General features: G+C 39.2%; 21 protein-coding genes. 16 read left to right on the forward strand and 5 right to left on the reverse strand.

The features are described 5' to 3' along the window. Window positions 1-10 precede the first annotated feature (10 nt). Window positions 11-877: an AraC family transcriptional regulator gene (locus tag GYM74_RS04390; protein ID WP_220219274.1), complete on the reverse strand. Its 867-nt coding sequence runs from the start codon at window positions 875-877 to the stop codon at window positions 11-13. A 259-nt stretch (window positions 878-1,136) separates the two neighbouring features. Between GYM74_RS04390 and fsa the strand changes: the two genes are divergently transcribed. From fsa to GYM74_RS04405, 3 genes are all read left to right on the forward strand, one after another. After that, entirely contained in the window at window positions 1,137-1,799 is a 663-nt protein-coding gene (gene fsa / locus GYM74_RS04395; protein WP_220219275.1) for a fructose-6-phosphate aldolase, read from the forward strand. A gap of 149 nt (window positions 1,800-1,948) precedes the next feature. Then, window positions 1,949-2,737 (forward strand): siderophore-interacting protein, encoded by a 789-nt coding sequence (locus GYM74_RS04400; RefSeq protein WP_220219276.1) that lies wholly within the window; start codon window positions 1,949-1,951, stop codon window positions 2,735-2,737. Window positions 2,738-2,752: 15 nt separating this feature from the next. Further along, entirely contained in the window at window positions 2,753-3,337 is a 585-nt protein-coding gene (locus tag GYM74_RS04405; RefSeq protein ID WP_220219277.1) for an ACP phosphodiesterase, read from the forward strand. A 70-nt stretch (window positions 3,338-3,407) separates the two neighbouring features. Here GYM74_RS04405 and GYM74_RS04410 read toward each other — a convergent pair whose 3' ends face one another. Both GYM74_RS04410 and ilvY read right to left on the reverse strand, forming a co-directional pair. After that, the gene (locus GYM74_RS04410; protein ID WP_220219278.1) at window positions 3,408-5,501 is read right to left on the reverse strand and encodes a D-(-)-3-hydroxybutyrate oligomer hydrolase; all 2,094 of its coding nucleotides are present in this window, start codon (window positions 5,499-5,501) and stop codon (window positions 3,408-3,410) included. Between the two features lie 65 nt (window positions 5,502-5,566). Beyond that, window positions 5,567-6,469 carry an HTH-type transcriptional activator IlvY gene (gene ilvY, locus GYM74_RS04415; RefSeq protein ID WP_220219279.1) on the reverse strand — a complete coding sequence of 301 codons (903 nt, stop codon included), beginning with the start codon at window positions 6,467-6,469 and terminating at the stop codon, window positions 5,567-5,569. Between the two features lie 204 nt (window positions 6,470-6,673). Here ilvY and prfC point away from each other — a divergent pair, with 204 nt between their 5' ends. From prfC to GYM74_RS04475, 12 genes are all read left to right on the forward strand, one after another. After that, window positions 6,674-8,266, forward strand: coding sequence for a peptide chain release factor 3 (prfC, locus tag GYM74_RS04420; protein ID WP_220219280.1), 1,593 nt, complete (start codon window positions 6,674-6,676; stop codon window positions 8,264-8,266). A 317-nt stretch (window positions 8,267-8,583) separates the two neighbouring features. Beyond that, window positions 8,584-11,463, forward strand: a complete 2,880-nt coding sequence (gene ptrA, locus GYM74_RS04425) for a pitrilysin (protein ID WP_220219281.1) — start codon at window positions 8,584-8,586, stop codon at window positions 11,461-11,463. A gap of 100 nt (window positions 11,464-11,563) precedes the next feature. Next, window positions 11,564-12,436: a helix-turn-helix domain-containing protein gene (locus tag GYM74_RS04430; protein ID WP_220219282.1), complete on the forward strand. Its 873-nt coding sequence runs from the start codon at window positions 11,564-11,566 to the stop codon at window positions 12,434-12,436. A gap of 31 nt (window positions 12,437-12,467) precedes the next feature. Continuing rightward, window positions 12,468-13,748, forward strand: a complete 1,281-nt coding sequence (gene aroA, locus GYM74_RS04435) for a 3-phosphoshikimate 1-carboxyvinyltransferase (RefSeq protein WP_220219283.1) — start codon at window positions 12,468-12,470, stop codon at window positions 13,746-13,748. Between the two features lies 1 nt (window position 13,749). Further along, entirely contained in the window at window positions 13,750-14,430 is a 681-nt protein-coding gene (gene cmk / locus GYM74_RS04440; RefSeq protein WP_220219284.1) for a (d)CMP kinase, read from the forward strand. Window positions 14,431-14,543: 113 nt separating this feature from the next. Beyond that, window positions 14,544-16,226 (forward strand): 30S ribosomal protein S1, encoded by a 1,683-nt coding sequence (gene rpsA, locus GYM74_RS04445; RefSeq protein WP_220219285.1) that lies wholly within the window; start codon window positions 14,544-14,546, stop codon window positions 16,224-16,226. Between the two features lie 98 nt (window positions 16,227-16,324). Next, on the forward strand, window positions 16,325-16,615 hold the full coding sequence (ihfB, locus tag GYM74_RS04450; RefSeq protein WP_220219286.1) for an integration host factor subunit beta: 291 nt from the start codon (window positions 16,325-16,327) through the stop codon (window positions 16,613-16,615). 288 nt (window positions 16,616-16,903) lie between these two features. After that, window positions 16,904-19,213, forward strand: coding sequence for a DNA internalization-related competence protein ComEC/Rec2 (locus GYM74_RS04455; protein WP_220219287.1), 2,310 nt, complete (start codon window positions 16,904-16,906; stop codon window positions 19,211-19,213). Between the two features lie 95 nt (window positions 19,214-19,308). Continuing rightward, window positions 19,309-20,316 (forward strand): tetraacyldisaccharide 4'-kinase, encoded by a 1,008-nt coding sequence (lpxK, locus tag GYM74_RS04460; RefSeq protein ID WP_220219288.1) that lies wholly within the window; start codon window positions 19,309-19,311, stop codon window positions 20,314-20,316. A 3-nt stretch (window positions 20,317-20,319) separates the two neighbouring features. Continuing rightward, window positions 20,320-20,505 carry a Trm112 family protein gene (locus tag GYM74_RS04465; RefSeq protein WP_220219289.1) on the forward strand — a complete coding sequence of 62 codons (186 nt, stop codon included), beginning with the start codon at window positions 20,320-20,322 and terminating at the stop codon, window positions 20,503-20,505. A 21-nt stretch (window positions 20,506-20,526) separates the two neighbouring features. After that, window positions 20,527-21,291: a 3-deoxy-manno-octulosonate cytidylyltransferase gene (gene kdsB / locus GYM74_RS04470; RefSeq protein ID WP_220219290.1), complete on the forward strand. Its 765-nt coding sequence runs from the start codon at window positions 20,527-20,529 to the stop codon at window positions 21,289-21,291. A gap of 3 nt (window positions 21,292-21,294) precedes the next feature. Next, entirely contained in the window at window positions 21,295-21,987 is a 693-nt protein-coding gene (locus tag GYM74_RS04475) for a DUF2461 domain-containing protein (RefSeq protein ID WP_220219291.1), read from the forward strand. A 17-nt stretch (window positions 21,988-22,004) separates the two neighbouring features. On the opposite strand, the gene GYM74_RS04480 is transcribed toward GYM74_RS04475, so the two are convergent. Together GYM74_RS04480 and GYM74_RS04485 are read right to left on the reverse strand one after the other, a co-directional pair. Further along, window positions 22,005-22,667 (reverse strand): MarC family NAAT transporter, encoded by a 663-nt coding sequence (locus GYM74_RS04480; protein ID WP_220219624.1) that lies wholly within the window; start codon window positions 22,665-22,667, stop codon window positions 22,005-22,007. A 117-nt stretch (window positions 22,668-22,784) separates the two neighbouring features. Beyond that, complete coding sequence (locus tag GYM74_RS04485) at window positions 22,785-23,303, reverse strand: single-stranded DNA-binding protein (protein WP_220219292.1); 519 nt, start codon at window positions 23,301-23,303, stop codon at window positions 22,785-22,787. Window positions 23,304-23,519: 216 nt separating this feature from the next. Between GYM74_RS04485 and corA the strand changes: the two genes are divergently transcribed. Continuing rightward, window positions 23,520-24,461: a magnesium/cobalt transporter CorA gene (gene corA, locus GYM74_RS04490; RefSeq protein ID WP_220219293.1), complete on the forward strand. Its 942-nt coding sequence runs from the start codon at window positions 23,520-23,522 to the stop codon at window positions 24,459-24,461. The last annotated feature ends 158 nt before the right edge of the window (window positions 24,462-24,619 follow it).

Here is a 24,619-nt window from a genome sequence, read left to right on the forward strand (position 1 = left end):
AAAAAGATGACTATTTTTGCAATAATTTGCTGTGATATTGGCGTCGGTATTCGGTTGGTGAGCGTTCGGTCTGTTTTCGGAAAATTCGGCAAAAATAGTTACTGTCTTTAAATCCCGATGCTAAAGCGACCTCTTTGATATTGAGATCATACTCTTTAAGCAGCGATTTAGCATATTCTAATCGAATATAGTTAAGATATTCATTCAATCCCATTTTTCCTTCCCGTTGAAATAAGTGAGATAGATAGTTGGGCGAAATATAAAATAAGTTTGCCAGCACATCACGGCTGATATCTTCGCGAAAATGGCTATCAATATAGCTTCGAATCGCTTGAAATAAACTGGTTGTTTTGGAGCTGGTTTTTACATCGGCATTGAGTAAATCTAATGTATCGCTCAGTAAGCTTTGAATCAGAAAATAGGCGGTTTGATTTTGTACAGATGGTTGATTATGCCAGGTTAGCTCTGCCAGTGATTGCAGGATAAAAGTGCCGATGCGAGGGCCTCGTCTGGGCAGGGTAATTTGGCTATAAGGCACTGCATCGCTACCGTCCCAACGGGTTAAACTCAGGCAAATTTGTTGTTTATCATACAAAATACTTAAGCTGGTGCAGGCACTGGTCTTTAACGGTTTATACCAACTATGTGCGGTAATATAGAGCAGATCGTCAGTCGATAAGGTTTTTTCAATTCTATTGCCGTCATTATCTGCCCACTGTATCAAAAGTTTGCCCGCTAATACGATCTCAATTTTCGGCACTTCGGTTTGGTAAGCGTGTAAAGGTTTCGCTTGCGCTTTATTGGCAAAGTAGCGATGTTTGATCTGCTGTGCGCAATTGACATAATCAGCTAATATTTGATTGATATCTTTCTTCATATGGCTAAACCGTAAATGAATCAAGCAATGAATAATGACAATTATATAATTTTGTTATCTTGATTAAAAACGATAAAAAACGATTTTCATTGGCGCTATTTTACCGTTTAATTTATTGTGTGATCTGGATCGCAATTTTTCATTGAGCGTACAAAAATCCAGTAAAGATCAACATTGTCATCTAGGCTTAGAGTTCACTATTTTTTACCATGCTCACTATCCATTGACTAATGAGAAAAATGTTAATTAGGAGTGACGCATGGAATTATATTTAGATACCGCAAATGTTGATGCGATTAAACGTTTAGCCGCAATTTTACCGATAAAAGGGGTAACCACCAATCCCAGCATTGTAGCAAAATCAGGTAAGCCAATATTTGAGTTGTTAACTGAGCTACAAGATCTGTTAGGCGCCGATAAAGTGCTGTTTGCTCAAGTACTTTCAAGTGATGCTAAAGCAATGATAAAAGAAGCAGAGCAGCTCAGAAAAGTGGTGCCTAATATTGTGACAAAAATTCCGGTCAATGCCGAAGGTTTAAAAGCGATTAAGGCGTTAAGCGAGCAAGGAATTGCAACATTAGGCACGGCTGTTTACGGCGCCGGGCAGGGCTTTTTGGCGGCATTAGCTGGGGCAAAATATATTGCTCCTTACGTTAACCGAATCGATGCACAGGGTGGAAACAGCAAAGATACCGTGCAGGAACTGCAAAAACTGCTGGATTTGCATTGCCCGGAGTCAATCGTTTTGGCGGCCAGTTTCCGAACACCAAGACAAGCGTTAGATTGTCTGTTAGCCGGCTGTCAAGGCGTTACTTTGCCGGTCGATGTCGCTGAGCTGTTTATTTCCGATCCCGCTGTTGATGCGGCTATCGCCAAATTTGATCAGGATTGGTGTAAAGCTTTTGGCGCCTTAACTTATTGATGTTTATCATGAGATATAGCCTATTTAACTGCTTACAACGTTAAATGGGCTTATCTGATTTTCCGATTAAAAAGATAGCATCTTATCGAATGAATTTGGGGTATGATAGTTAAATCAAGTTGATTAACTGAAAATAAGGAATGCCCGTTATGCCAAAATCTTCTACAAGGACTATCGTCAATGCGCTTTTAACGGTATTGAAGGTTGAACAGCTATCAAAAAGTTATTTACGACTCCATTTTCGTTGTGAAAAACCGCTGGAAGTGGACCCTTTATGGATTTGCCCGCATGTCAAATTGCTATTTGCCGAACCGACAACAGGTGAGATTACTTTTCCTAAGCTAGATGAAAATAATAAGATTGTTGTTAACGATAAGATCCGCAAACTTGCCCGTAGCTATAGTATCCGCCATTATGATGCTGTCACTAACCAATTAGTGATCGACTTTGTCATTCACCCAACCGGGCTGGCATCGGTTTGGGCTCAGCAGGCTAAAGCGGGGGATCAGATTGGTCTTGTTGGTGCAGCAAGTAAACTTGCTTATCATCAACAAAATTTAGTTTTAATTGGTGATGTGTCAGCCGTGCCAGCTATTAGCTACACATTGGAAAATTTACCCGCTCAAGCGAAAGTGCAGGCTTTTTTAGCGGTGAATGATAAAAGCGATATTTTGCCCTTGTCTTTCAGCGCTGATTTTAAAGTCACTTGGTTGGTGGCTAATTCTCATCAACCCGATGAGTTTATCGAAGCAATAAAAGGTGCAGATATCCCCAATAGTTCTGATCTGTTTTTTTGGGGGGGAATGGAGTGCAATTTGGCTCGGCTTATGCGGCAAACGCTTAAAGATACATATCGTGATTTATCACCGGATGCGATACATATGATCAGCTATTGGCGAGAAGGTTATGCGGAAGGGGAGTTTAAACATCGTGATTAATCCGTTATTTACGTAATGAATATTTTAGCTCACTTACATTTAGCCACCTTGGCTAATAGTTCGTTAATTGGTAATACCGTTGCCGATTTTGTCAAAGGTGATCCCTATTTGGCGTATCCTAAGACGATTGCTGACGGCATTATTCTGCATCGAAAAATTGATAGCCTGATTGATAGCTTGCCGGAAGTGCAACAAGCCAAACAACTCTTTTGCTCGCCGCATCGGCGTGTAGCGCCAATTGCTCTGGATATTGTCTGGGACCATTTTTTATCAAAATATTGGGCAAAATATGGGTTTAGTATCAGTGTGTCCGAGTTTAACCAATATGCTAAACAGCAGATACAACCCTCTATCAGTGCCTATCCTAGCGAATATCAACATTTTATGCATGCAATGTGGCGAGGGGAGTGGTTGGTAAATTATGCGTCGCTCGATTTTGTTGCGCAGGTATTAACTGGCATGGCGTCAAGAAGACCAAAATTAGCAAGTCTGCAAGACACCATTATCGATATTGGTCAACACTATGATGCATTAGCCTCGCTATTTTTTCAGCTTTATCCGAAAATGTGTGACCATGTTAAGCTATTGTCAGCCCGTTAAATTTAATGCTATCGGTCTAAGCTCAATAAAGCTGAGTAAAACCGATAGCAAAGCGTGATGTCATGGTCGCTTAATTTGGAAGTGTTATTTTCCCGTTTTCTATTTTGATCAAATCTTTTGTGTCCGGCGTTTGTAAAATAGGGACTAGATTTTTGGATGTGGCTTGTGGCGCATGGCCAGAATTACCCCCTCGGGCTTTGGCTCGAACTAATTGGCTTTCCGGCAAAGCTGTTTTATTGTCTGAGGTCACGTTAGCCCATAACCACTCCATGGCATCTTCACCATAGTAATCTATCGCAAGCAATGTATTATCAAATGGTGCGGTACCGTCTAAATAACCGGCGTTTTCAACTTCAATATAACGCAGTTGTGATGCCGGGCCTTCAATCTTACTATTTAAAGCCACATATGCCCGTGAGGTGTCATTTGGTAACTGTTTAACATTATTGGCACCATGCACAATAATCGTTTTTTTATTGCGTAAATCACCCGTAGCTAACACTTGCTTATGCCCATTGATGACTCTTGGATCGTTTATTTTTTCCCGTAAGCAAATTGCTCCTTTGGTACCATAATCAATTTTTCCTTGGGTCTCTGTTTGGGAATAAAACTCACGACGAGGTGATAAGAGATCTTTGTTTTCCACCAGATCTAAAATAGTGGCATCATCTCCATTCCAAACCGGCAAGTGTCCATTGGACAGCCCCCATATTTGTTCAAATGGGATTGTTTGTAACGCTTCAACTTTGCCTTGATACATGATTGGGCTTTGTTGAGTACTTGCGACCGAATAATCGCACATGTTTTCAGTCACATCATATCGACCATAGGCGCTGATATATTGATAAGGAAAGCCGATTGATTCGGTATAGTAAAAATAGGGTAGCTGGTAGTTTAAATCTGCTGTAAATCCGTATGGCTCAAGCTGTTTCAACGCTTCTTCCGGCGTGCCTTGTTTAAGTAAACCGGCTTTTTTTAATGCTTCACAGCGATTAAGCGAATAGAGGTATTTTGATGCATAAGGTACATTATCATCGAATTTACTTGGTTTGATAGCGGAAATGGCACAAGGAATATATAGCGCTGCTTGTGTGCTATAGTCGATCAAGGATTTTGGCATCAGCGATTTGGTTTTATTTCCTTTTTGAATAATTAATTGGTTGTTATCAATTGACGGTTGTATTTGGGGATTGACAGCGACAATCCCATTAATAATATTATTGCGATCTAATTCGCCGGCTTTTAATGCGGCGCCCGCTCCGTCACCGGCAGCATAAACTAAAACAATGGTGTTATCTTTATGAAATGTGATCCATTTCTTACTCGGGTATAAATTATTGAGTTCATAAAATGCAAATTCAATCGATTTGATAACATATTCACCCCAACGCTGTTCCGGGTTCATTTTGGAGTGAAGTTGTTTTATTGCGTAACGATTTGGATAGTTTTTAATATAACTTTCATGATTACTAATTTGGGGTTGAAATAAGATATTGTCTTTATCGGTTTTACCGTCCACTGTAAAGCCTTGTCCGGTGGTAATATCATAAACACCATTACCTAATCCCTTATCGTTATAGACAACTGCACAGTTATGGCGTAATCCCCAAAGCCCACGGATTTGCACATCTTTGGCATTATACAGCCCGTCTGAGTCGGTGGCGGGCACTGCAACGATACATGGATTGTTTTTATCAAAATCCAGCGGAATTTGTAATAACATGCCAACTCTTTCATTGACATGATAGGTCGCTAATATTTCACTTCCGGCGATTTTACCGTCAAATAGTGGCGTTAATTTTTCACGTTGGAAACCAAATAGTGAGCCTTCTGCAGTTTTAGCATCAATAAATCGATTGAGTTTCGCTTGTCTCAGCTCTTGGGTGGTTGGATTAGTTGGATCGGCAAAGGTTGGGGCATTATAAGATTGCGTTAATGCAGTAAAGCCAATTCCGCCTGTGACTAAGTCATCACTGTCACCGTCATAGTAATTTACACTGTTAATAGTCAGACCGCCTGGAATTGGATTTCCCGGAATATTTTTATGGCTAAAATCTCTATGGTAATTTGATTCAGTGTCGGCAAGAACGGGATTGGCAACAAATGAGAAAAATATTAATGATGCAATCGTTTTTGTTTTTATCTTTTTTATTGGTAAGTTCATTACTATTATATCCTATCCTTTTTACATCTATTAAGGGATTCAATCTATTAATTATACACAATATTTTACTGATTTTGTGGTAAATTTAAGTTACAAAGTGCCCAAAAGGCTGCAATAATCTTTTCAGATAACCGCCTTTTTTGCACACAGATGCCTATATCAAAAGGTTCCATTAAATTGGTTGACCATTCGATGATTCGTTCTCTGACTCTTTCCGGGCTATTATCCATAACCACTTTCGGTAACAGTGCCACACCACAACCTAACGCGACCATAGAGACAATGGCTTCATGGCCTGAGACAGTCGCATAGATTTTGGGGCTGGTAATTTTTTGCTGTTTAAACCATAAGTCAATGCGGTGCCGACTGGGCCCATGTTCCGGTAAAATAAACGGAATGTGATGCCAGTCGGGGACTTTTTGATGAAGCTTATCGCTAAATGAACTATTGAGTTTCGGGATAAGTAGCACCATGTCTATTTCACCAAACTTTAAAAATTCAACTCCGGACGGTAGTTGTTTTGGTTTACCGGCAATGGCTAAATCAGCTTGGTTGGATTGTATTTTTTCAACTGCATCCGCCGCATCGCCGGTTGATAATTTAATTTCCACTAAAGGGTAGTTAATACGAAATCTATCGAGGATTTCGGGTAGATGGCTATAGGCGGCGGTGACTGAGCAAAAAAGTGTCAGTTCACCCACTAGCTGATGTTTACTTTGATCTAATTCTAGTCTAAGTTGCTGATGTAAGTTAATCATCTGCTGAGCATAACGTTTAACTTTTTCACCCTCAGCGGTAATTTGTACTTGACGGTTATCACGAATAAACAGCGGATGACCAAAGTGCTCTTCCAACCGTTGAATCTGTCTGGATAAGGTCGAAGGGCTAACGTGCATAGCGTCAGCGGTCATACCAAAATGGCAAGTTTCACATAAATGTAAGTATAACTTTAAGTCACGAATATTCATTGTTTATTCCGTTTTATACTAAAACGTTAGGTAAATCTGAAACATCTTGTCAACACAGTGATGCTAATGGATGATTTTCTCGCAATGCAATTATTATGCATAGATAGCGTAATAAGGCAAATAAGATAAACAACTTAAATAGCAATGTATAGCGATACCTGTTAAAATAGCCGATTATTTTTGTTGGTTGACACAGTAAACTTTATGACAGAACAAGCTTATTTAGATCAAGTAAATACTCGTCGCACTTTTGCGATCATCTCTCACCCGGATGCGGGTAAAACCACCATTACGGAAAAGGTGTTGTTATTCGGTCACGCTATCCAAACTGCCGGAACGGTAAAAGGTCGAGGTGCTAATGCGCAGCATGCTAAATCTGACTGGATGGAAATGGAAAAACAGCGTGGGATTTCAATTACAACTTCAGTAATGCAATTTCCCTATAATGACTGTTTAGTCAATTTACTTGATACCCCCGGACACGAAGACTTTTCTGAAGATACTTATCGAACCTTAACCGCTGTTGACAGCTGTTTAATGGTAATTGATGCGGCAAAAGGGGTTGAGGATCGTACCCGTAAACTTATGGAAGTGACCCGATTACGTAATACACCGATTCTCACTTTTATGAATAAACTTGACCGTGATATTCGTGATCCTATGGAACTGCTCGATGAGGTTGAAAGTGAACTCAACATTATGTGTGCACCAATTACCTGGCCGATAGGTTGTGGTAAATTATTTAAAGGTGTCTATCATTTAGCGAAAGATGAAACCTATCTTTACCAATCCGGTCAAGGTCACACTATTCAAGAAGTACGCATAATCAAAGGATTAGCTAATCCTGAGCTAGATTCAGCGGTTGGCGAGGATTTAGCTCAGCAATTGCGGGATGAACTTGAACTGGTGCAAGGTGCGTCAAATGAGTTTGATTTAGAGGCGTTTTTATCCGGCGATTTAACTCCGGTCTTCTTTGGTACCGCATTAGGTAATTTTGGCGTTGATCATATGCTCGACGGTTTAACTGCTTGGGCACCGGCGCCACAACCTCGGCAAACGGATAAACGTGAAGTCAAAGCAAGCGAGGAAAAATTTACTGGTTTTGTGTTTAAGATTCAAGCGAATATGGATCCTAAACATCGTGATCGGGTAGCATTTATGCGCATTGTGTCGGGTAAATATGAAAAGGGCATGAAACTACGTCATGTTCGTATTGCTAAAGATGTCAATATCTCTGATGCATTAACGTTTATGGCCGGCGATCGTGATCATGTTGAGCAAGCTTATGCCGGTGATATTATTGGTTTACACAATCATGGTACCATTCAAATCGGTGACACGTTTACTCAAGGGGAAGATCTTAAATTTACCGGTATTCCTAATTTTGCTCCGGAACTATTTCGCCGTATCCGCTTAAAAGATCCATTAAAACAGAAACAGTTATTAAAAGGGCTAGTGCAATTATCTGAAGAAGGTGCGGTGCAGGTTTTCCGTCCAATTGCTAATAACGATTTAATTGTTGGCGCAGTTGGGGTACTGCAATTTGATGTGGTGGTTGCTCGCTTAAAATCAGAATATAACGTTGAAGCCATTTATGAGCCGGTGAATGTCACCACCGCTCGTTGGGTTGAATGCGCCGATGCGAAAAAATTAGAAGAGTTCAAGCGTAAATGCGAACAAAATCTGGCATTAGACGGTGGCGACAACTTGTCATATATTGCGCCAAGTATGGTCAATTTAAATCTGACTCAAGAGCGTTATCCGGATATTGAATTTAGAAAAACTCGTGAACATTAATTTACGCTTAAACCCGTAACTTACACACTACTTCCAAATGAGAGCTGATCTGTTCAGCTCTTTTTTATTATATTGTTTTAGTTAATTTGTATTATTGGTTATCTGTGATACACTCATTACGTTTTTACCTTCCTTAAATGATGATTTGATTGACTTTAATCAGTTTGTTACCTGTCAGCATCTAAAGCAAATTAAAAAATCATCAAATAGTTATCAATACGTTCCACATAAGTTGCTATAACTTTATGTATAGGTATTTTCTTTTAGCTTTATTTTATAAGTTCGACATATAATGGTTTTTTTGGATAAAAACGGGTATGGATAAGATGAAATTTAACCTGATAGTTATTACGGTATTAAGCGTTATGAGTTTTAATACCGCCTTTGCTGTAGATAAAAATATGACAAAATCAATATCATACGAAAAAGTACAACAAAGTGAACGCGATGATCGCCAATATCAAGTTATTGAACTTGATAATAAAATGCGAGTATTGCTCGTTTCCGATCCTAAAGCGGTAAAATCGCTGGGTTCTTTAGCATTGCCGGTTGGCTCATTGCAAGATCCGAAGGATCAACAAGGTCTAGCGCATTATACCGAACATATGGTCTTAATGGGCTCAAAAAAATACCCACAGCCGGCGAGTTTTTCCGAATTCTTAAATCGCCATGCCGGTAAATACAATGCCAGCACAACAGCAAACCGCACTGCATTTTATTTTGAGGTTGAAAATAGTGCGTTTGATAAAGCCTTAGACTATTTAGCGGATGCGATTGCTGAGCCAAACTTAGATCCTAAATTTGCCGATAAAGAGCGAAACGCCGTCAATGCGGAAATGACAATGGGGCGTTCGAACGACGGATTTAGAATAGAGCAGGTTAATGCAGAAACCATTAATCCTCTTCATCCGTCTGCGCAATTTTCTGGCGGAAATTTAGAAACATTAAGTGATAAAGGCAACAGTAAATTGCAAACTGCATTAGTTGGCTTTCATAATAATTACTATTCGGCAAATATTATGGTCGGCATCATCTACAGTAGCCAAGATATGAGCCAATTATCTAAGATAGCCAAAGAGACCTTTGGTCGTATTCCCAATAAAAATATTATCGCCCCTCGAGTTGATGTATCGGCTATGACATCTGATAGCGTAAGTAAACAGATTGACATGGTGCCGGCACAACCGAAAAAATTGCTGCTGTTACAGTTTCCTATGGAAAACAATTTGGCCGAATTTGCTGATAAAAGTGATGAGTATATCGCCTATTTAGTCAGTAATAGTAGCCCAAATACTCTTTCTGCCCAGTTACAAAAACAGGGCTTGATTGAAGGTATCAATACCTCTTTTGATCCTACCCGATTTGGTAATAGTGGTATTTTTAGTATCAATGTCAGTTTGACCGATGAAGGTCTTTTACAAAAAGATGAAGTCATCGGCGCGATTTTTAACTATTTGCACTTAATCCAAAAAGAGGGAATTTCGCAGGTTTATTATGATGAACTGAAAAAAGTTTTAGCATTGCAGTTTAAATATCAAACAATTGAACGTGATATGTCTTATGTGGAATGGCTATCGGATCAAATGCTGGTCTATCCGACAGCGCACGTGTTAAATTCGGATTATATCGCTGAGCGATTTGATAAATCTGCTATTGCGCAACGATTACAGACTTTAACGCCGGATAACTTAAGACTTTGGGTGATTTCACCGAATCAATCTACCGATAAAACGGCCTATTTTTTAGATGCGCCTTATAAGATTAAAAATATTACCGATGAGCAAAAATCGCAATGGGCAACTTTAGGTGCGCACTATACGTTTAGTTTGCCGGCATTAAATACTTATATTCCGGACGATTTTTCAATTTCTGAAAATAATAGCGCTCAAGTACTGCCGGCTGAATTTAGCAAACGTGGTAACTTTATCCATTTTGCCAGCAAATATTTTGCTAATGAGCCTAAAGCGGCTATTTTGCTTTCATTACGTAACAATCAGGCATTTAGCGATGCTAAATCGGATGTCGCTTTTGATCTGTTAGACTATATTGTGGGTCGTGATTTGGATCAGTTGCAATTTCAAGCTAGTGTGGCGGGCATGTCATTATCAACCGATTATGATAACGGTTTGTTAATTAAAGCCAGCGGTTTTAGTCAGCACTTACCCGAAATGGTAACCACCATTGTTAATCGATATCGGAATGTGGCCATTGATGATCAGAGCTTAGCGTTAGCTAAATCATGGTATCTTGAAAAGTTAGATAAATTAGATCACGTCAGAAGTTTAAGATTAGCGGTTGAACCATTAAATGGGCTATCGGATTTGCCACATTATATTGAGCGTAGTGAACAGCGCCAAATCACGCAAAATATCACTCGTGAGGACATTATCGCTTATCGTGATAAGTTGATGACTCATTCAGTGCTCTATATGCTCAGTTTAGGCAATTTGTCTAATCAAGACTCACTTGATCTTTATCATTCCATTCAAAAAGATTTAGCGGGAGATGTCGAATTTACGCCGTTTAGCAATTTGGTCATTAAAAAGCCATTACTTGCGCAAATCACTCAGCAAGCGAAAAGCTCTGATAATGCTTTATTAATGAGTTATATTCCTGCGGGTTATGATCGCATTAATAGTGGCATTTTAAGTTACACACTCTCAAAAATTATTGCCCCATGGTTTTATGACCAGTTACGAACTAATGAGCAACTCGGTTATGCAGTTTTTGCCGTTCCGGTCTATGTTGGCGATTCGTTAGGATTAGGTTTTATTGTACAAAGCAATCAGTATGATACCGCTTATTTGCTTAAACGTTATCAAGCGTTATATCCGACTATGTTAAGTAAGTTAGAGGCCTTAACAACGCAGGATATCGAGCAATACAAAAAAGCGGTGCTCGATGAACTGACTATGCCACCGCAAACACTGGAAGAAGAGCTTAATCTTTATTCATCAGATTATCGAAACTCCCGATTTACCTTCGATTCTAGAAATAAAAGAATTGAGCTATTGAAAAAGGTGACTCAGCAAGATTTAATCGATTTTTATCGACATTCGATCATTGAACCAAATGGCTTTGTGTTAGCCTCACAAGTACTGGGTAACAGTAACGATGCAGCTAAACCTAAAGTTGCGATTAAGGAATTTACTGAATATGAAAATGCCGCAGCACTACAAAAAGCCTTAATGGAGTAATCAGCCCAAACGCAGATAAAATCTGAAACATCTTCGCTTAAAATTGGCAATGTTATCACCTTGTGATACACTGCCAAAATTCAAATAGTTTGAGTGAAATATGATTACTGGATCGATTGATTATTGTGCTATTGGGCAGCGTCTACGAGCTTATCGTATTGCCGCCTCTCTTCGTGCTGAAGATGTGGCTGAAAGTCTCAGAATATCAAGAGCGGCGGTATATCGGCTTGAAAAAGGTGAAATTGTTAAGATCGAAACCTTAGAGCGTCTGGCCAATTTATTACAGACTTCTTTAGCAAGTTTACTGGGGATAGATACTGAGTATTACTCCAGTGGCGAAGGTTTTTTCGAACGGATGCGCCAGTTAGAAGAGCAATCAACCCATATTTACTCCCATTTTGATCCTTTCTCATTTTTATTGACGTCGCCAAACTATCTTTCTCATTTAACTATGATGTTAGGCGAATCAAGTCAAACCCTTGATTTGCAAAAATATGCCACCACATTATCGATACTAAAAGATCGTAAAACTCAGTTTTATCAATCTGTACCGAAGGTAATTAATTTAATTAGCTTACGCAATGTGGAACGATTTTTACATATTGGTTTGGTTGGCAATTTAAATCTTTCGCCGGGTAGAAAGTCAGAAAGGATGTTATTAGCTCGTGAAGAAGTTTATCATCTCATTGCTTTACTAGAACAGCAATCTTATGCGCCAACTATTGCTATTACGCAGCATGCTATACCGTCGATCACCTTTCAAATCTTTTATCAAAACGATAACCCGATATCGCTGGCGATAAGCCCGTTTCGGTTAGGTGAATTGCCAAATGTGACAACTGGTATTGCTTCCATTACTTCATCTTATGATGCAATTAAACGTTATCGTTTATTATTTGATAAGTTGTGGCAAGATAGCGCTAAAGATCAACAGGCTATCGATCTATTGAAAGCGACCTTAGAAAAATTTTAAAGAATTATCCAAGATATTTAAGAGAGTCATTATGTTATCTTTAACATTACAGCCCATAAAAAAATTCAGTGGCACGATCAATCTGCCCGGTTCTAAAAGTGTATCAAATCGTGCGTTATTACTATCTGCTTTGAGCAAAGGCAACACCCGTTTAACCAACTTACTTGATAGTGATGATGTACGTTATATGCTTGATGCGTTATCGGCATTAAAGGTTAACTTTCAATTATCCCATGACCGAACGATTTGTGATATTCAAGGCATTGGCGGTAAATTGCATTCCGGTGAAGCATTAGAGCTGTTTTTAGGCAATGCCGGCACAGCTATGCGCCCACTTACAGCAGCGTTATGTTTAGCGGAGAATAATATTATTCTCACTGGCGAACCACGTATGAAAGAGCGCCCAATCGGTCATCTGGTTGATGCACTACGTCAAGGTGGCGCCAAAATTGATTATCTGGAAAATGAAGGCTATCCACCACTGCATATTCATGGTGGTTTTAGCGGCGGCAGCATTGAAGTTGACGGCTCTGTTTCCAGTCAATTTTTAACGGCGTTATTAATGGCTGCACCGTTGGCGCCAAATGATACTGAAATTACCATTAAAGGCGAGTTGGTATCCAAACCTTACATTGATATTACAATTAAAATGATGGCGATTTTTGGGGTAACAGTAACAAATAATAACTATCAAAAATTTGTTATCAAAGGTAATCAGACATATCAATCACCCGGTCAATATTTAGTTGAAGGTGATGCATCATCCGCTTCTTACTTCCTCGCCGCCGCTGCAATAAAAGGCGGAACGGTGCGGGTCACTGGTATTGGTAAAAAGAGCCTACAAGGCGATACTCAATTCGCCCATGTATTAGAAAAAATGGGCGCTAAAGTGACGTGGGCGGATGATTATATTGAGTGTAGTTGTAATGAGCTTAATGGTATTGATATGGATATGAACCATATTCCTGATGCAGCAATGACCATTGCTACCACAGCGCTTTTTGCCAAAGGGGCAACCACTATCCGCAATATTTATAACTGGCGAGTTAAAGAAACTGATCGCTTATCTGCTATGTCAACCGAACTACGTAAAGTTGGGGCAGAAGTTGAAGAAGGTCATGATTATATCACTATTGTGCCGCCTAAATCTTTAACGCATGCTGAAATTAAAACTTATAATGATCATCGTATGGCAATGTGCTTTTCGTTAGTGGCGTTATCCGATAGCCCTGTGACAATTTTAGACCCAAAATGCACAATGAAAACATTCCCTGATTATTTTGAACAATTTAAACGATTGAGCGAATATTAATATGAATAAAATCATCCCTGTTATCGCTGTTGATGGTCCAAGTGGTGTTGGAAAGGGCACCTTATGCCAAGCGTTAGCCAATCACTTCAAATGGCATCTGTTAGATTCCGGTGCGATTTATCGGGTATTAGCGCTGTCGGCACTTAAACAAAATATTGCACTAGATGACAAACGTTCACTTGCTCAACTGGCGTTAACTTTACCGTTAACCTTTGACAGCACGGGTAATGAAGTCAAAGTGCTTTTAAATGGGCTTGATGTATCAAAAGAGATTCGCACTGAACAAACCGGTGGTGCCGCTTCGCAAGTGGCAGCTATTGAGGAAGTCAGACAAGCTCTATTACAGCGGCAACGGGATTTTAGACAGGCGCCGGGTCTGGTTGCCGACGGTCGAGATATGGGTACAGTGGTTTTTACTGATGCCCCGGTTAAAATTTTTCTTGATGCAAGTGCCCAATCAAGAGCAGAAAGAAGGATGAAACAGTTGCAAGATAAGCAAAATCATGCTAAATTCGCCGAAATTTTGCAGGAAATCACTGCGCGTGACCAGCGTGATCGTAATCGGGCTGTTGCGCCATTAAAACCGGCAATAGATGCACTAATAATTGATACTACATCGCTTTCTATTCAAGATGTTTTCAATCAATCTATTACGTATATAAACGAAAAACTTGCATTGTAAACGATCTTACAGTGTGAACATAGCTCCATTATAAGGATATAGGTGGAGTATCATAAACAACCCCACAAAACATGAAGTGATGTGGACGTTAATTTTAACTTAAGTATATAAATATGACTGAATCTTTTGCTCAACTCTTTGAAGAGTCTTTAAATCAACTAGACACTCGTTCTGGTAATATGATCCGTGGTACTGTCGTTGCAATCGACAAAGATGTTGTTTTAGTTGATGCTGGTTTAAAATCTGAATCCGCCATTCCAGTAGAGCAGTTTAAAAATGCCCAAGGCGAATTAGAAGTTCAAGTTGGCGACGTTGTTGACGTTGTACTTGACTCAATTGAAGACGGCTTTGGTGAAACAATTCTATCTCGTGAAAAAGCTAAACGCCATGAAGCGTGGCTGACATTAGAAAAAGCAGTTGAAGATGCTGCAACAGTTTTAGGTGTTATCAATGGTAAAGTTAAAGGTGGCTTTACGGTTGATCTTAATGGCGTGCGTGCGTTCCTTCCAGGTTCGCTTGTTGATGTTCGCCCATTACGCGATACTTCTCATATCGAAAATAAAGAAATCGAATTAAAAGTTATTAAATTAGATCAAAAACGCAACAACGTTGTTGTATCACGTCGTGCGGTAATCGAATCTGAAAATAGCGCAGAAAGAGAACAACTTCTTGAAAATCTACAAGAAGGTTCTGAAGTTAAAGGTATTATCAAAAATCTTACTGATTACGGTGCATTCGTTGATCTTGGTGGGGTTGATGGTTTACTTCATATCACTGATATGGCGTGGAAACGTGTTAAACACCCAAGTGAAGTGGTTGAAGTGGGTCAAGAATTACTTGTTAAAGTTCTTAAATTTGATAAAGACCGTTCACGTGTATCACTTGGCTTAAAACAATTAGGCGAAGATCCATGGGTATCAATTGCTAAACGTTACCCAGAAGGCACTAAAGTAACTGGTAAAGTGACTAACTTAACTGATTACGGTTGTTTCGTTGAAATCGAAACTGGTGTTGAAGGTTTAGTACACGTTTCTGAAATGGATTGGACTAACAAAAACATCCACCCATCTAAAGTTGTCAGCTTAGGTGATGTGGTTGAAGTTGTAGTACTTGAAATTGATGAAGAACGTCGTCGTATTTCTCTAGGTCTTAAACAATGTAAACCAAACCCATGGTTACAATTTGCTGAATCACACAACAAAGGTGATAAAGTTAGCGGTAAGATCAAATCTATCACTGATTTCGGTATCTTCATCGGTTTAGATGGTGGTATTGACGGTTTAGTTCATCTTTCAGATATCTCTTGGAATATGCCAGGTGAAGAAGCGGTTAAAGCTTATAAGAAAGGTGATGATATTGAAGCAGTTGTACTACAAGTTGATGCTGAGCGTGAACGTATCTCTTTAGGTATCAAACAACTTGAAGATGATCCATTTAGCAGCTTCGCTTCTAACTACAAAAAAGGCACAATTGTTAAAGGTAAAGTAACGGCAGTTGATGCTAAAGGTGCAACAGTTGAAATTGCTGACGGTATCGAAGGCTACTTAAAAGCACAAGATATTGCTCGTGAACGTATCGAAGATGCAACTACAGCATTAAAAGTTGGCGATGAAGTTGAAGCTAAAATCGTTAACATCGATCGTAAAACTCGTGCAATTTCTTTATCTGTACGTGCTAAAGATGAAGCTGACGAAAAAGAAGCGCTTGCTGCGGTAAATAACACTGCAACACAAGAAGATGCTTCATTTACTAATGCAATGGCTGAAGCATTCAAAGCTGCATCAAAAACTGAGTAAAAAATATTTATGCAAAGAGTAAAGAGGGCTTGCCCTCTTTTTCTTTTGTGGTATAAAATGTAAAAGTTCTAAGCCACATAAACAAATTAGGAGTGACCATGAACAGATCCGATTTAGCAGAAAAAATAGTCAACTGGCGGGCACACCTTCCTGTGCAACTAGTTGATGATGCTGTTAGAGATATCATCGAGCAGATCGCATTAGCTATGGAAAGTAACGATCGTGTTGAAATTCGAGGCTTTGGTAGTTTTAGTTTAAATTACCGTGCTCCACGTAAAGCAAGAAACCCAAGAACAGGTGGGAATGTTGATGTTAAACATAAATATATTCCTCACTTCAAACCGGGTAAAGAATTACGTGAACGCGTAAACAATGCTGCAAAAGCATAATACTTTACACTCTTGTGTTAAAAAAGCCTTTGATTAACATCAAAGGCTTTTTATTTTCTGATTATTTGAATGGCAATTTCCTACAAATCCCTTTTGTGTTTCTTAGTATTGATCTTTCCTTGATTAATAACCGAATAGCTAAGACTCAATCCCCTCAAATTTACCCAGCCAAACCTGCAACTTGTTAAAAAAAGTTGGAACATCGCTCCCATTTACTTCTACTGTCAGTTTTACTAAAGCGCTGACAAATTAAGATTATCGTTTTATACGATAAGTTATTCACTGCTTATGCGGCAAAGTTATTCAATTGATTTAATCGCAATCATGTTTTCAGTCGGTTGCTTACCCTTAATGTTCTTAGCATCACTGCCTTCTGATAAACAGTGGTATTTAATCGGATCGCTACTGGTGATCTTAAGCTTGTTTAGACTTATTAAAATGGGCAATGTCCTGCTAGCTATTAATGTTTTAGGTTTAGGCTTTTTATGGTCTACCCAATATGCCAATCAATATTTAAATAGTATTGAGCCTTATATCGATAAAACTCTAGTTGTGACCGCTCAAGTTGACACCATTGATACTCATTTGGATTCCGCAGAGCGCTCAGCGTATTACATAAAATTTTCGGTGATTGATATTGCCGATAGTGACTTATCCTCCACTTTTCCGTTATCTGTGCTGTGGAGCGATCGGTTAACACCCAAAGCCGGGCAGATCTGGCAATTGACCGTTAAAACTCGAGTTGTACATGGTTATTTAAATGAAGGTGGATTTGATAGCCAGCGTTTTGCCATGGCAAACAAAAATTTATTAACGGCTAAATTAATTAATGCCAATTTATTAGACGATAAATTGTCTCTCAGACAAACGGTAGCAGACAGGGCATTGCCCTATATTAATCTATTTAGTTATCGGGGGATTTTACTCGCTTTGGTATTGGGTGATCGCTCACAGTTGGTTGAGCAGCAGCGATTAATGATGATGCAAACCGGTATTGCCCATTTAATGGCGATATCGGGAATGCATATTTTAATCGTGTTTTACTTTAGCTTTTTTATTATCAAACTGATGACGTTTGTTATTCCTCAACGGGGAAATAATATCATTGTGATTTCATTAGTTGCATGGGGTGGGGCGCTATTTTATGCATGGCTTACCGGGCTTAATCCTCCGGCATTACGAGCCATATTGGCGTTAACGATTTGGATCTACCTGCGTTACAGGTGTTACCATTTAACCTCATGGCAAAAGGTAAATCGGATTATCGCAATATTATTAGTGTTTGATCCTTTTATGATTTTATCCGAAAGCTTTTGGCTATCTTGCTATGCAGTGATCTGCTTAATTTTCCTATCTCAATGGCTGCCGTTACCTAAATTTAGCCGACGTAAAAAGCGTTACTATCTATTTCGATTATTGCATTTGCAGTTCGGCTTAACGGTTTTGTTATTGCCAATGCAACTGTTGATTTTTCAAGGGATAAGTGTGATTTCATTGTTAACCAATTTACTGGCGATACCTTGTATAACTTTAGTCACGTTTCCTGCTATTTTAATCGCATTATTAGCCAGTATTTTTGATTTATTTCATTTGGCATTATGGTGGTGGTATGTTGCTCAAACATCGCTAAGCGGATTATTTTACGGTTTAGCGCAATTCAATCTGGGGTGGTTGATGGTGCCAGCTGATTTTTATCTGCTCAGCGTCAGTGGTTGGCTGCTGGTGATAGTTATTCGCACCGAATGTTGGCGCCGGTTTAATCTTACCGTTGGCATTATTCTGCTAATGCTTGCCTGTCCTTTATTGCAACCGCTTAATTATCAGTGGCGTTTGGATATGCTAGATGTGGGGCATGGCTTGGCGATAGTTATTCATGACGGGCGAGGTGCTATTTTATATGATACCGGCGCACAGTGGCAAACTGGCTCAGCAGCTGAGCGCGTTATCATCCCTTTTTTACAGCGGCATCGATTAACAGTTGAGGGCATTATTATCAGTCATCAACATAATGACCATATAGGAGGATTAGCGTTCATCACCCGCCGATACCCTAAAGCATGGTTAATGAGCAGTTCTAACCAGTTAGCCAATCGGTACCCATGTTTAGCGGGGAATAGTTTTAGCTGGCAAAACCTAACATTTAACGTGCTATGGCCAAAAAAATTGGTAGACTATGCCCAAAATCAAGATTCTTGTGTTGTACAAGTTACCGACGGTCAATTTTCAGTTCTGTTAACTGGCGATTTAGAGCGAAAACAGGAGTATCAACTAGTGTTGAACTATCGTCATAAGCTAGCCTCGACCTTTTTGCAAACGCCACACCATGGCAGCAATACTTCGTCAAGTTATCCTTTTTTGTATCACATCAACCCTAAACTCTCGTTCGCATCGACGTCTCGCTATAATGGATGGAAATTGCCGTCTGATAAAGTGACAGCACGATATAAGACATTAAAATTAGATTATCATGTAACAGCTAAAACCGGGCAAATTAGTCTATTTTTTAATAATTCGACCTGGCAAATGAAAACAATGCGGGGACAAATAAACCCAAAATGGTATCATGATTGGTTTGGTAGTTTACCGATTTATGAGTAAAATACTTGCTATCAATAACGATGAAAGCCTTAAACAGTTAACATAGGTAAAATCGTAAAACAGGTTTCATTAACATCATTAAGTGATAATAAAAGATGATTGAAAAAATATGGTATGGTAAAAATAAACTTTATTGGTTACTGATACCATTTTCTTTATTGTATGGTTTGATTGCTTTTGTGCGTCGGAAATTGTATCAAATTGGCTGGTTAAAGTCGTGGAAGTCACCTGTGCCAATTATGGTAATTGGCAACTTATCAGTAGGTGGGAACGGTAAAACCCCGCTGGTGGTTGCTTTAATTGAAGCATTAAAGGCTAAAGGTTTACAAGTTGGCGTGGTTTCAAGAGGCTATGGCGGAAAGGCTCAAAGCTATCCACTCATCTTAGATCACTACATCACAACTGACCAAGCTGGGGATGAACCGGTACTGATTTATCAACGTACTCAAGTGCCGATTGCGGTATCGCCGAAACGGGTGGAAGCGGTGCAAGCGTTATTAAATCGCTATAAATTAGATGTAATTTTAACCGATGACGGCTTACAACACTATGCCTTAGGGCGTGATATTGAAGTTGTGGTTATCGATGCTAAACGCCTATTTGGCAATGGTTGGTGGATCCCGGCTGGCCCCATGAGAGAGCGCAAAAATCGGTTAAAGTCGGTAGATTTAATTGTGTTAAATGGCGAAGGTGGCAATCAAATAGCGCAGCAATATCCGACTAAAACTTACACCATGCAATTAACCCCGCTGTATGCGGTGAATTTGCTGACGCAAGAGAAAAAAGCTTTATCTTCACTAACTAATATTTGCGCCATTGCCGGAATTAGTCATCCGCAACGTTTTTTTGATATGCTTAAGCAAATGAATGCCGATTTAGTGAAAACTGAAGCTTTTGCCGATCATCAACATTTTACTTTATCTTCACTAGCTGATATCGCAAACAAGCAACAAACGTTATTAATGACGGAAAAAGATGCGGTAAAATGTCAGCAATTTGCTTTACCAAATTGGTGGTATCTGCCGATAGATGCGGTTATCCCCGCCAAAGCGATTGAACAAATCTATTCCCTATTAGAAGATATAAAACTTAACAGAGAGTAAAAAATGAAAGAACTTCTTCTTAGTGCTATTGCTTGCCCGAAATGTCATGGTAAGTTGGAACTCGATAGTGAAAATCATCAGCTGATCTGTACAACAGATCAGCTAGCTTATCCGATAAAGGATTCAATTCCGGTACTACTTGAATCCGAAGCTAAGCCAATTGCACAACCTAAGTCAGTTCAAGAATAGATAAAATATAAGGTTTCTGTTATGAAATTCACTGTCATTATTCCCGCCAGGTACGCATCGAGCCGTTTACCGGCAAAACCCCTGGCTGATATTCACGGCAAACCGATGATTGTTCGTGTTATGGAGCAAGCCAAAAAATCCGGTGCAACCAATGTCATTATAGCAACCGATCATCAGCAAGTATTTGATGTCGTGAGTAGTTATGGTGGAGAAGTTATTTTAACCAGCGACAAACATAATTCTGGCACCGAACGGCTAGCGGAAGTCATTAACTACTATCAATTAGCTGATGATGAAGTGATTGTGAATGTGCAGGGTGATGAGCCATTAATACCACCAGTGATAATCGACCAAGTAGCAGAAAATTTAGTTAAATATAAAACCGGTATGGCAACGTTGGCGGTACCGATCGAATCTGCCTCAGAAGCATTTAATCCCGGAGCGGTAAAAGTGGTGACAGATAAAGACGGTTATGCGCTCTATTTTTCACGTGCAACCATTCCTTGGGAAAGAGACCGATTTGCCCAAATGGCAACTGATGTAAATAGGCAAAGTATTGGCGATTTTTACTTACGCCATATTGGCATTTATGCTTATCGAGCCGGTTTTATTCGCCAATATATCAATTGGGCACCGTCTAGCTTAGAACAAATAGAGATGCTAGAACAACTTCGCGTACTGTGGTATGGTGAAAAAATCCATGTTGCAGTGGCAAAACAGGCACCGGCAATTGGGGTTGATACGCAAGAAGATTTAGACAAAGTCAGAGCATTATTTAAGGAGTAATTAATGGCAAAGTTTAGCGGTTTTACTCAAGCAGGACTCAATTTTTTACAAGATGCTTGGATCAACAACAGTAAACCATGGTTCGAACAACATCGAGCTATTTATGATAACGATTTAGTTAAACCGTTTCGACTATTGGTCGAGCAGTTAACTCCCGACATGTTGAAAATCGATGAGTGGTTTGAAACACGTCCGGCGATTGGTAAAACCATATCCCGTATACATCGTGATACCCGTTTTTCGAAAGATAAATCGCTCTATCGTAGCCGTTTATGGTTAACCTTTAAACGTCCTAATCGGGATTGGAAAGAAGCACCAGCTTACTTTTTTGAAATTAGCCCCGATTACTATCAATACGGGCTGGGATACTATTGTGCTTCAAAGCAGACAATGGATATATTTCGTGAAGAAATAATTAATGATACCGACAAATTTTTAAAAATGACACGTTGCGTCAAAAAGCCATTTGAGCTGGTTGGTGATTGCTACAAACGACCACTAATCAAAGAACAAGATGAAAAGATTGCCACATGGTATAACCGAAAAAATTTGGCCGTAATGGTAACCAACAATAACATTGAAGATGTACTTAATGGTGAGCTACCCAATAAATTAATTAAAGGATTTAAGCAACTGGTACCGCTTTACGATTACTTAATGCGGGTAGAGATGATTAAAAATATCCCTAATTTATAGCACCTGTGACCTGTTGATTAAATATTGGGAAAGTTTATTACCAACTCTTTTACACCATTAATAATAAATTGTGTGCCAACACAAACCAGTAAAAATCCCATTATTCTAGAAGTGGCTTCAATGCCACTTTTTCCCATAAAACGCATAATACTGCCCGCACTACGCATACAAAGCCAAAGAATAAGGCACAGGAGAAGTGGTACCAGTATTGACGAGGCATAGATAACCCAGCTAGACACGTTATATCCGCCCCCTTTAACGGTTGATGCCATACTGATGATCATCGCAATAGTACCCGGTCCGGCCGTGCTGGGAATAGCTAAAGGAACAAAAGCAATATTATTTGAAATTTCTTTCTTCTTAGCATCGGCTTCCAGTGTTTTGTGAGAAGGTTGTTGAGGGAAAAGCATTCTAAAGCCAATAATGCCAACTATCATACCGCCGGCTATGCGCAATCCGGGAATAGAAATACCAAAGGTATTCATCACCAATTGGCCGCAGTAAAACGATACAATCATAATAATAAAAACATAAATACAGGTCATTTTAGACTGATAATTACGTTCTTCATTGGTCATATCGCCAGATAGACCTAATAACAGCACTACAGTGGTCAAGGGATTGGTTAAAGGAATAAAAAGAATTAAACCAAAGCCGACAGTTTGAATAAGTTCCAGCATAAAATCGATACAGATCCAATCAACATACTGCGACTCAGTATAATTCAAATAAATACAAAATGATATAAGGGCGTAAATTTACGCCCAATATAAGGATAATATTTTGAAAAGATAAGATTAGAATGGAATATCGTCATCAAAATCCATTGGTGGCTCAGGTGTAGCCGGTTGTGCTGCTGGCGCTGTTGGTGCCGCTTGGCGAGGTGCTGCCGGCGCAGATGAAGTGTTATTAGCACTTTGTCCCCAACTTTGTGAACCGTCATTAAAGCTATTATCGCCACTGTTACGTGAACCTAAAATTTGTAATGTACCGCCAATTGGGTTTATTACAACTTCAGTCGTATAACGATCGGCGCCTGATTGGTCTTGCCATTTACGAGTTTGTAATTGACCTTCAAGATAAACTTGTGTGCCTTTTTTGATATATTCGCCAGCAATTTCAGCTAATTTTCCAAACACGACAACGCGATGCCATTCTGTTCGGTCTCGGGTTTCACCTGTTTGTCTATCTTTCCATGATTCTGAAGTTGCAACACTAAAATTAGCGACAGCATTACCATTTGGCATGTAACGAACTTCTGGATCTTGACCTAAGTTACCGACTAAAATGACTTTATTTATTCCTCGGTTTGCCATTATAAACTCCTAAAAATTGCATAAATATTTAAGGTGACTATTGTAACATGAGACAGAATTAACATCATCGAATTTAATTTAATATTGGAATTTTCTCTCCAAATTGTAAAGTTACAGAAAAATTTGCTTAGTCATAGGAATTTTTGACTATAACGAGTATAATGCCAGCCATTTGTTGATGCAAAGTTATAAAACATTTCCCTTATTGGAGGCCTTATGATTAATGCGTTTGGATTAAAAAACAAACAATTAGTAAAAATTAATGAAGGCGATATACAAAATGCAACTTGGATAGATTTAATTGAGCCCGAGGAAGCGGATCGTGATTTTGTTTTGACACATTTAGGTCAAAACTTAGCGACCAGTATTGAACTGGATGATATTGAAGCCTCGGCTCGTTTTTTTGAAGATAATGAAGGATTGCATGTCCACTCTTTCTTTTTTTATGAAGATGCCGAAGATCGTGCCGGTAACTCAACGGTAGCTTTTACTGTACATAATGGCCGTTTATTTACATTACGTGAACGAGATTTACCGGCTTTTCGCTTGTATCGTATGCGCTCACGTTATCAAAATTTAAACGACGGTAATCCTTATGAAGTATTACTCGATCTGTTTGAAGTTAAAGTAGAGCAGTTAGCCGACCAAATCGAAAATATCTACAGTGAACTTGAAGAGTTAAGTTTGATTATCATGGATCGTTCCGCTCAAGAGCATTATGATGAAGCGATCACCTCACTGGCTGAGCTGGAAGATACGGCTTGGAAAGTCCGCCTCTGTTTAATGGATAGCCAGCGAGCGGTTAACTATTTAGTGCGTCGAGCCAAAATGCCGGTTGACCAGTTAGAGCAAGCACGTGAAGTAATCCGGGATATTGAATCACTCGTCCCACATAATGAGTCATTGTTTCAAAAAGTAAACTTTTTAATGCAAGCTGCAACGAGTTTTATCAATATTGAGCAAAGCCGAATTATCAAGATCTTCTCAGTGGTTTCGGTGGTATTTTTACCGCCTACCGTGGTCGCTTCTGCTTATGGTATGAACTTTGAATTTATGCCTGAATTAAAATGGGAGTATGGTTACCCGTTTTCACTATTATTAATGCTATTAGCAGGTGTGGCGCCGTATATCTACTTTAAACTGAAAAAGTGGTTATAAGTTCGAATTTTGCCATATTAAATATTTACCGCTAACTGGTGAGTTAGCGGTCATTGATTAATTAAATTCAATCAGAGTCAACTAGTTAAACTAAGATAATTAGTTCATAATATAAGCTATTATGCTTTTGGCAACTGATAGATGTAAAAGCTTGCAGT

The organism is Gilliamella sp. ESL0405 (genome assembly GCF_019469205.1).
Lineage (GTDB): Bacteria > Pseudomonadota > Gammaproteobacteria > Enterobacterales > Orbaceae > Gilliamella.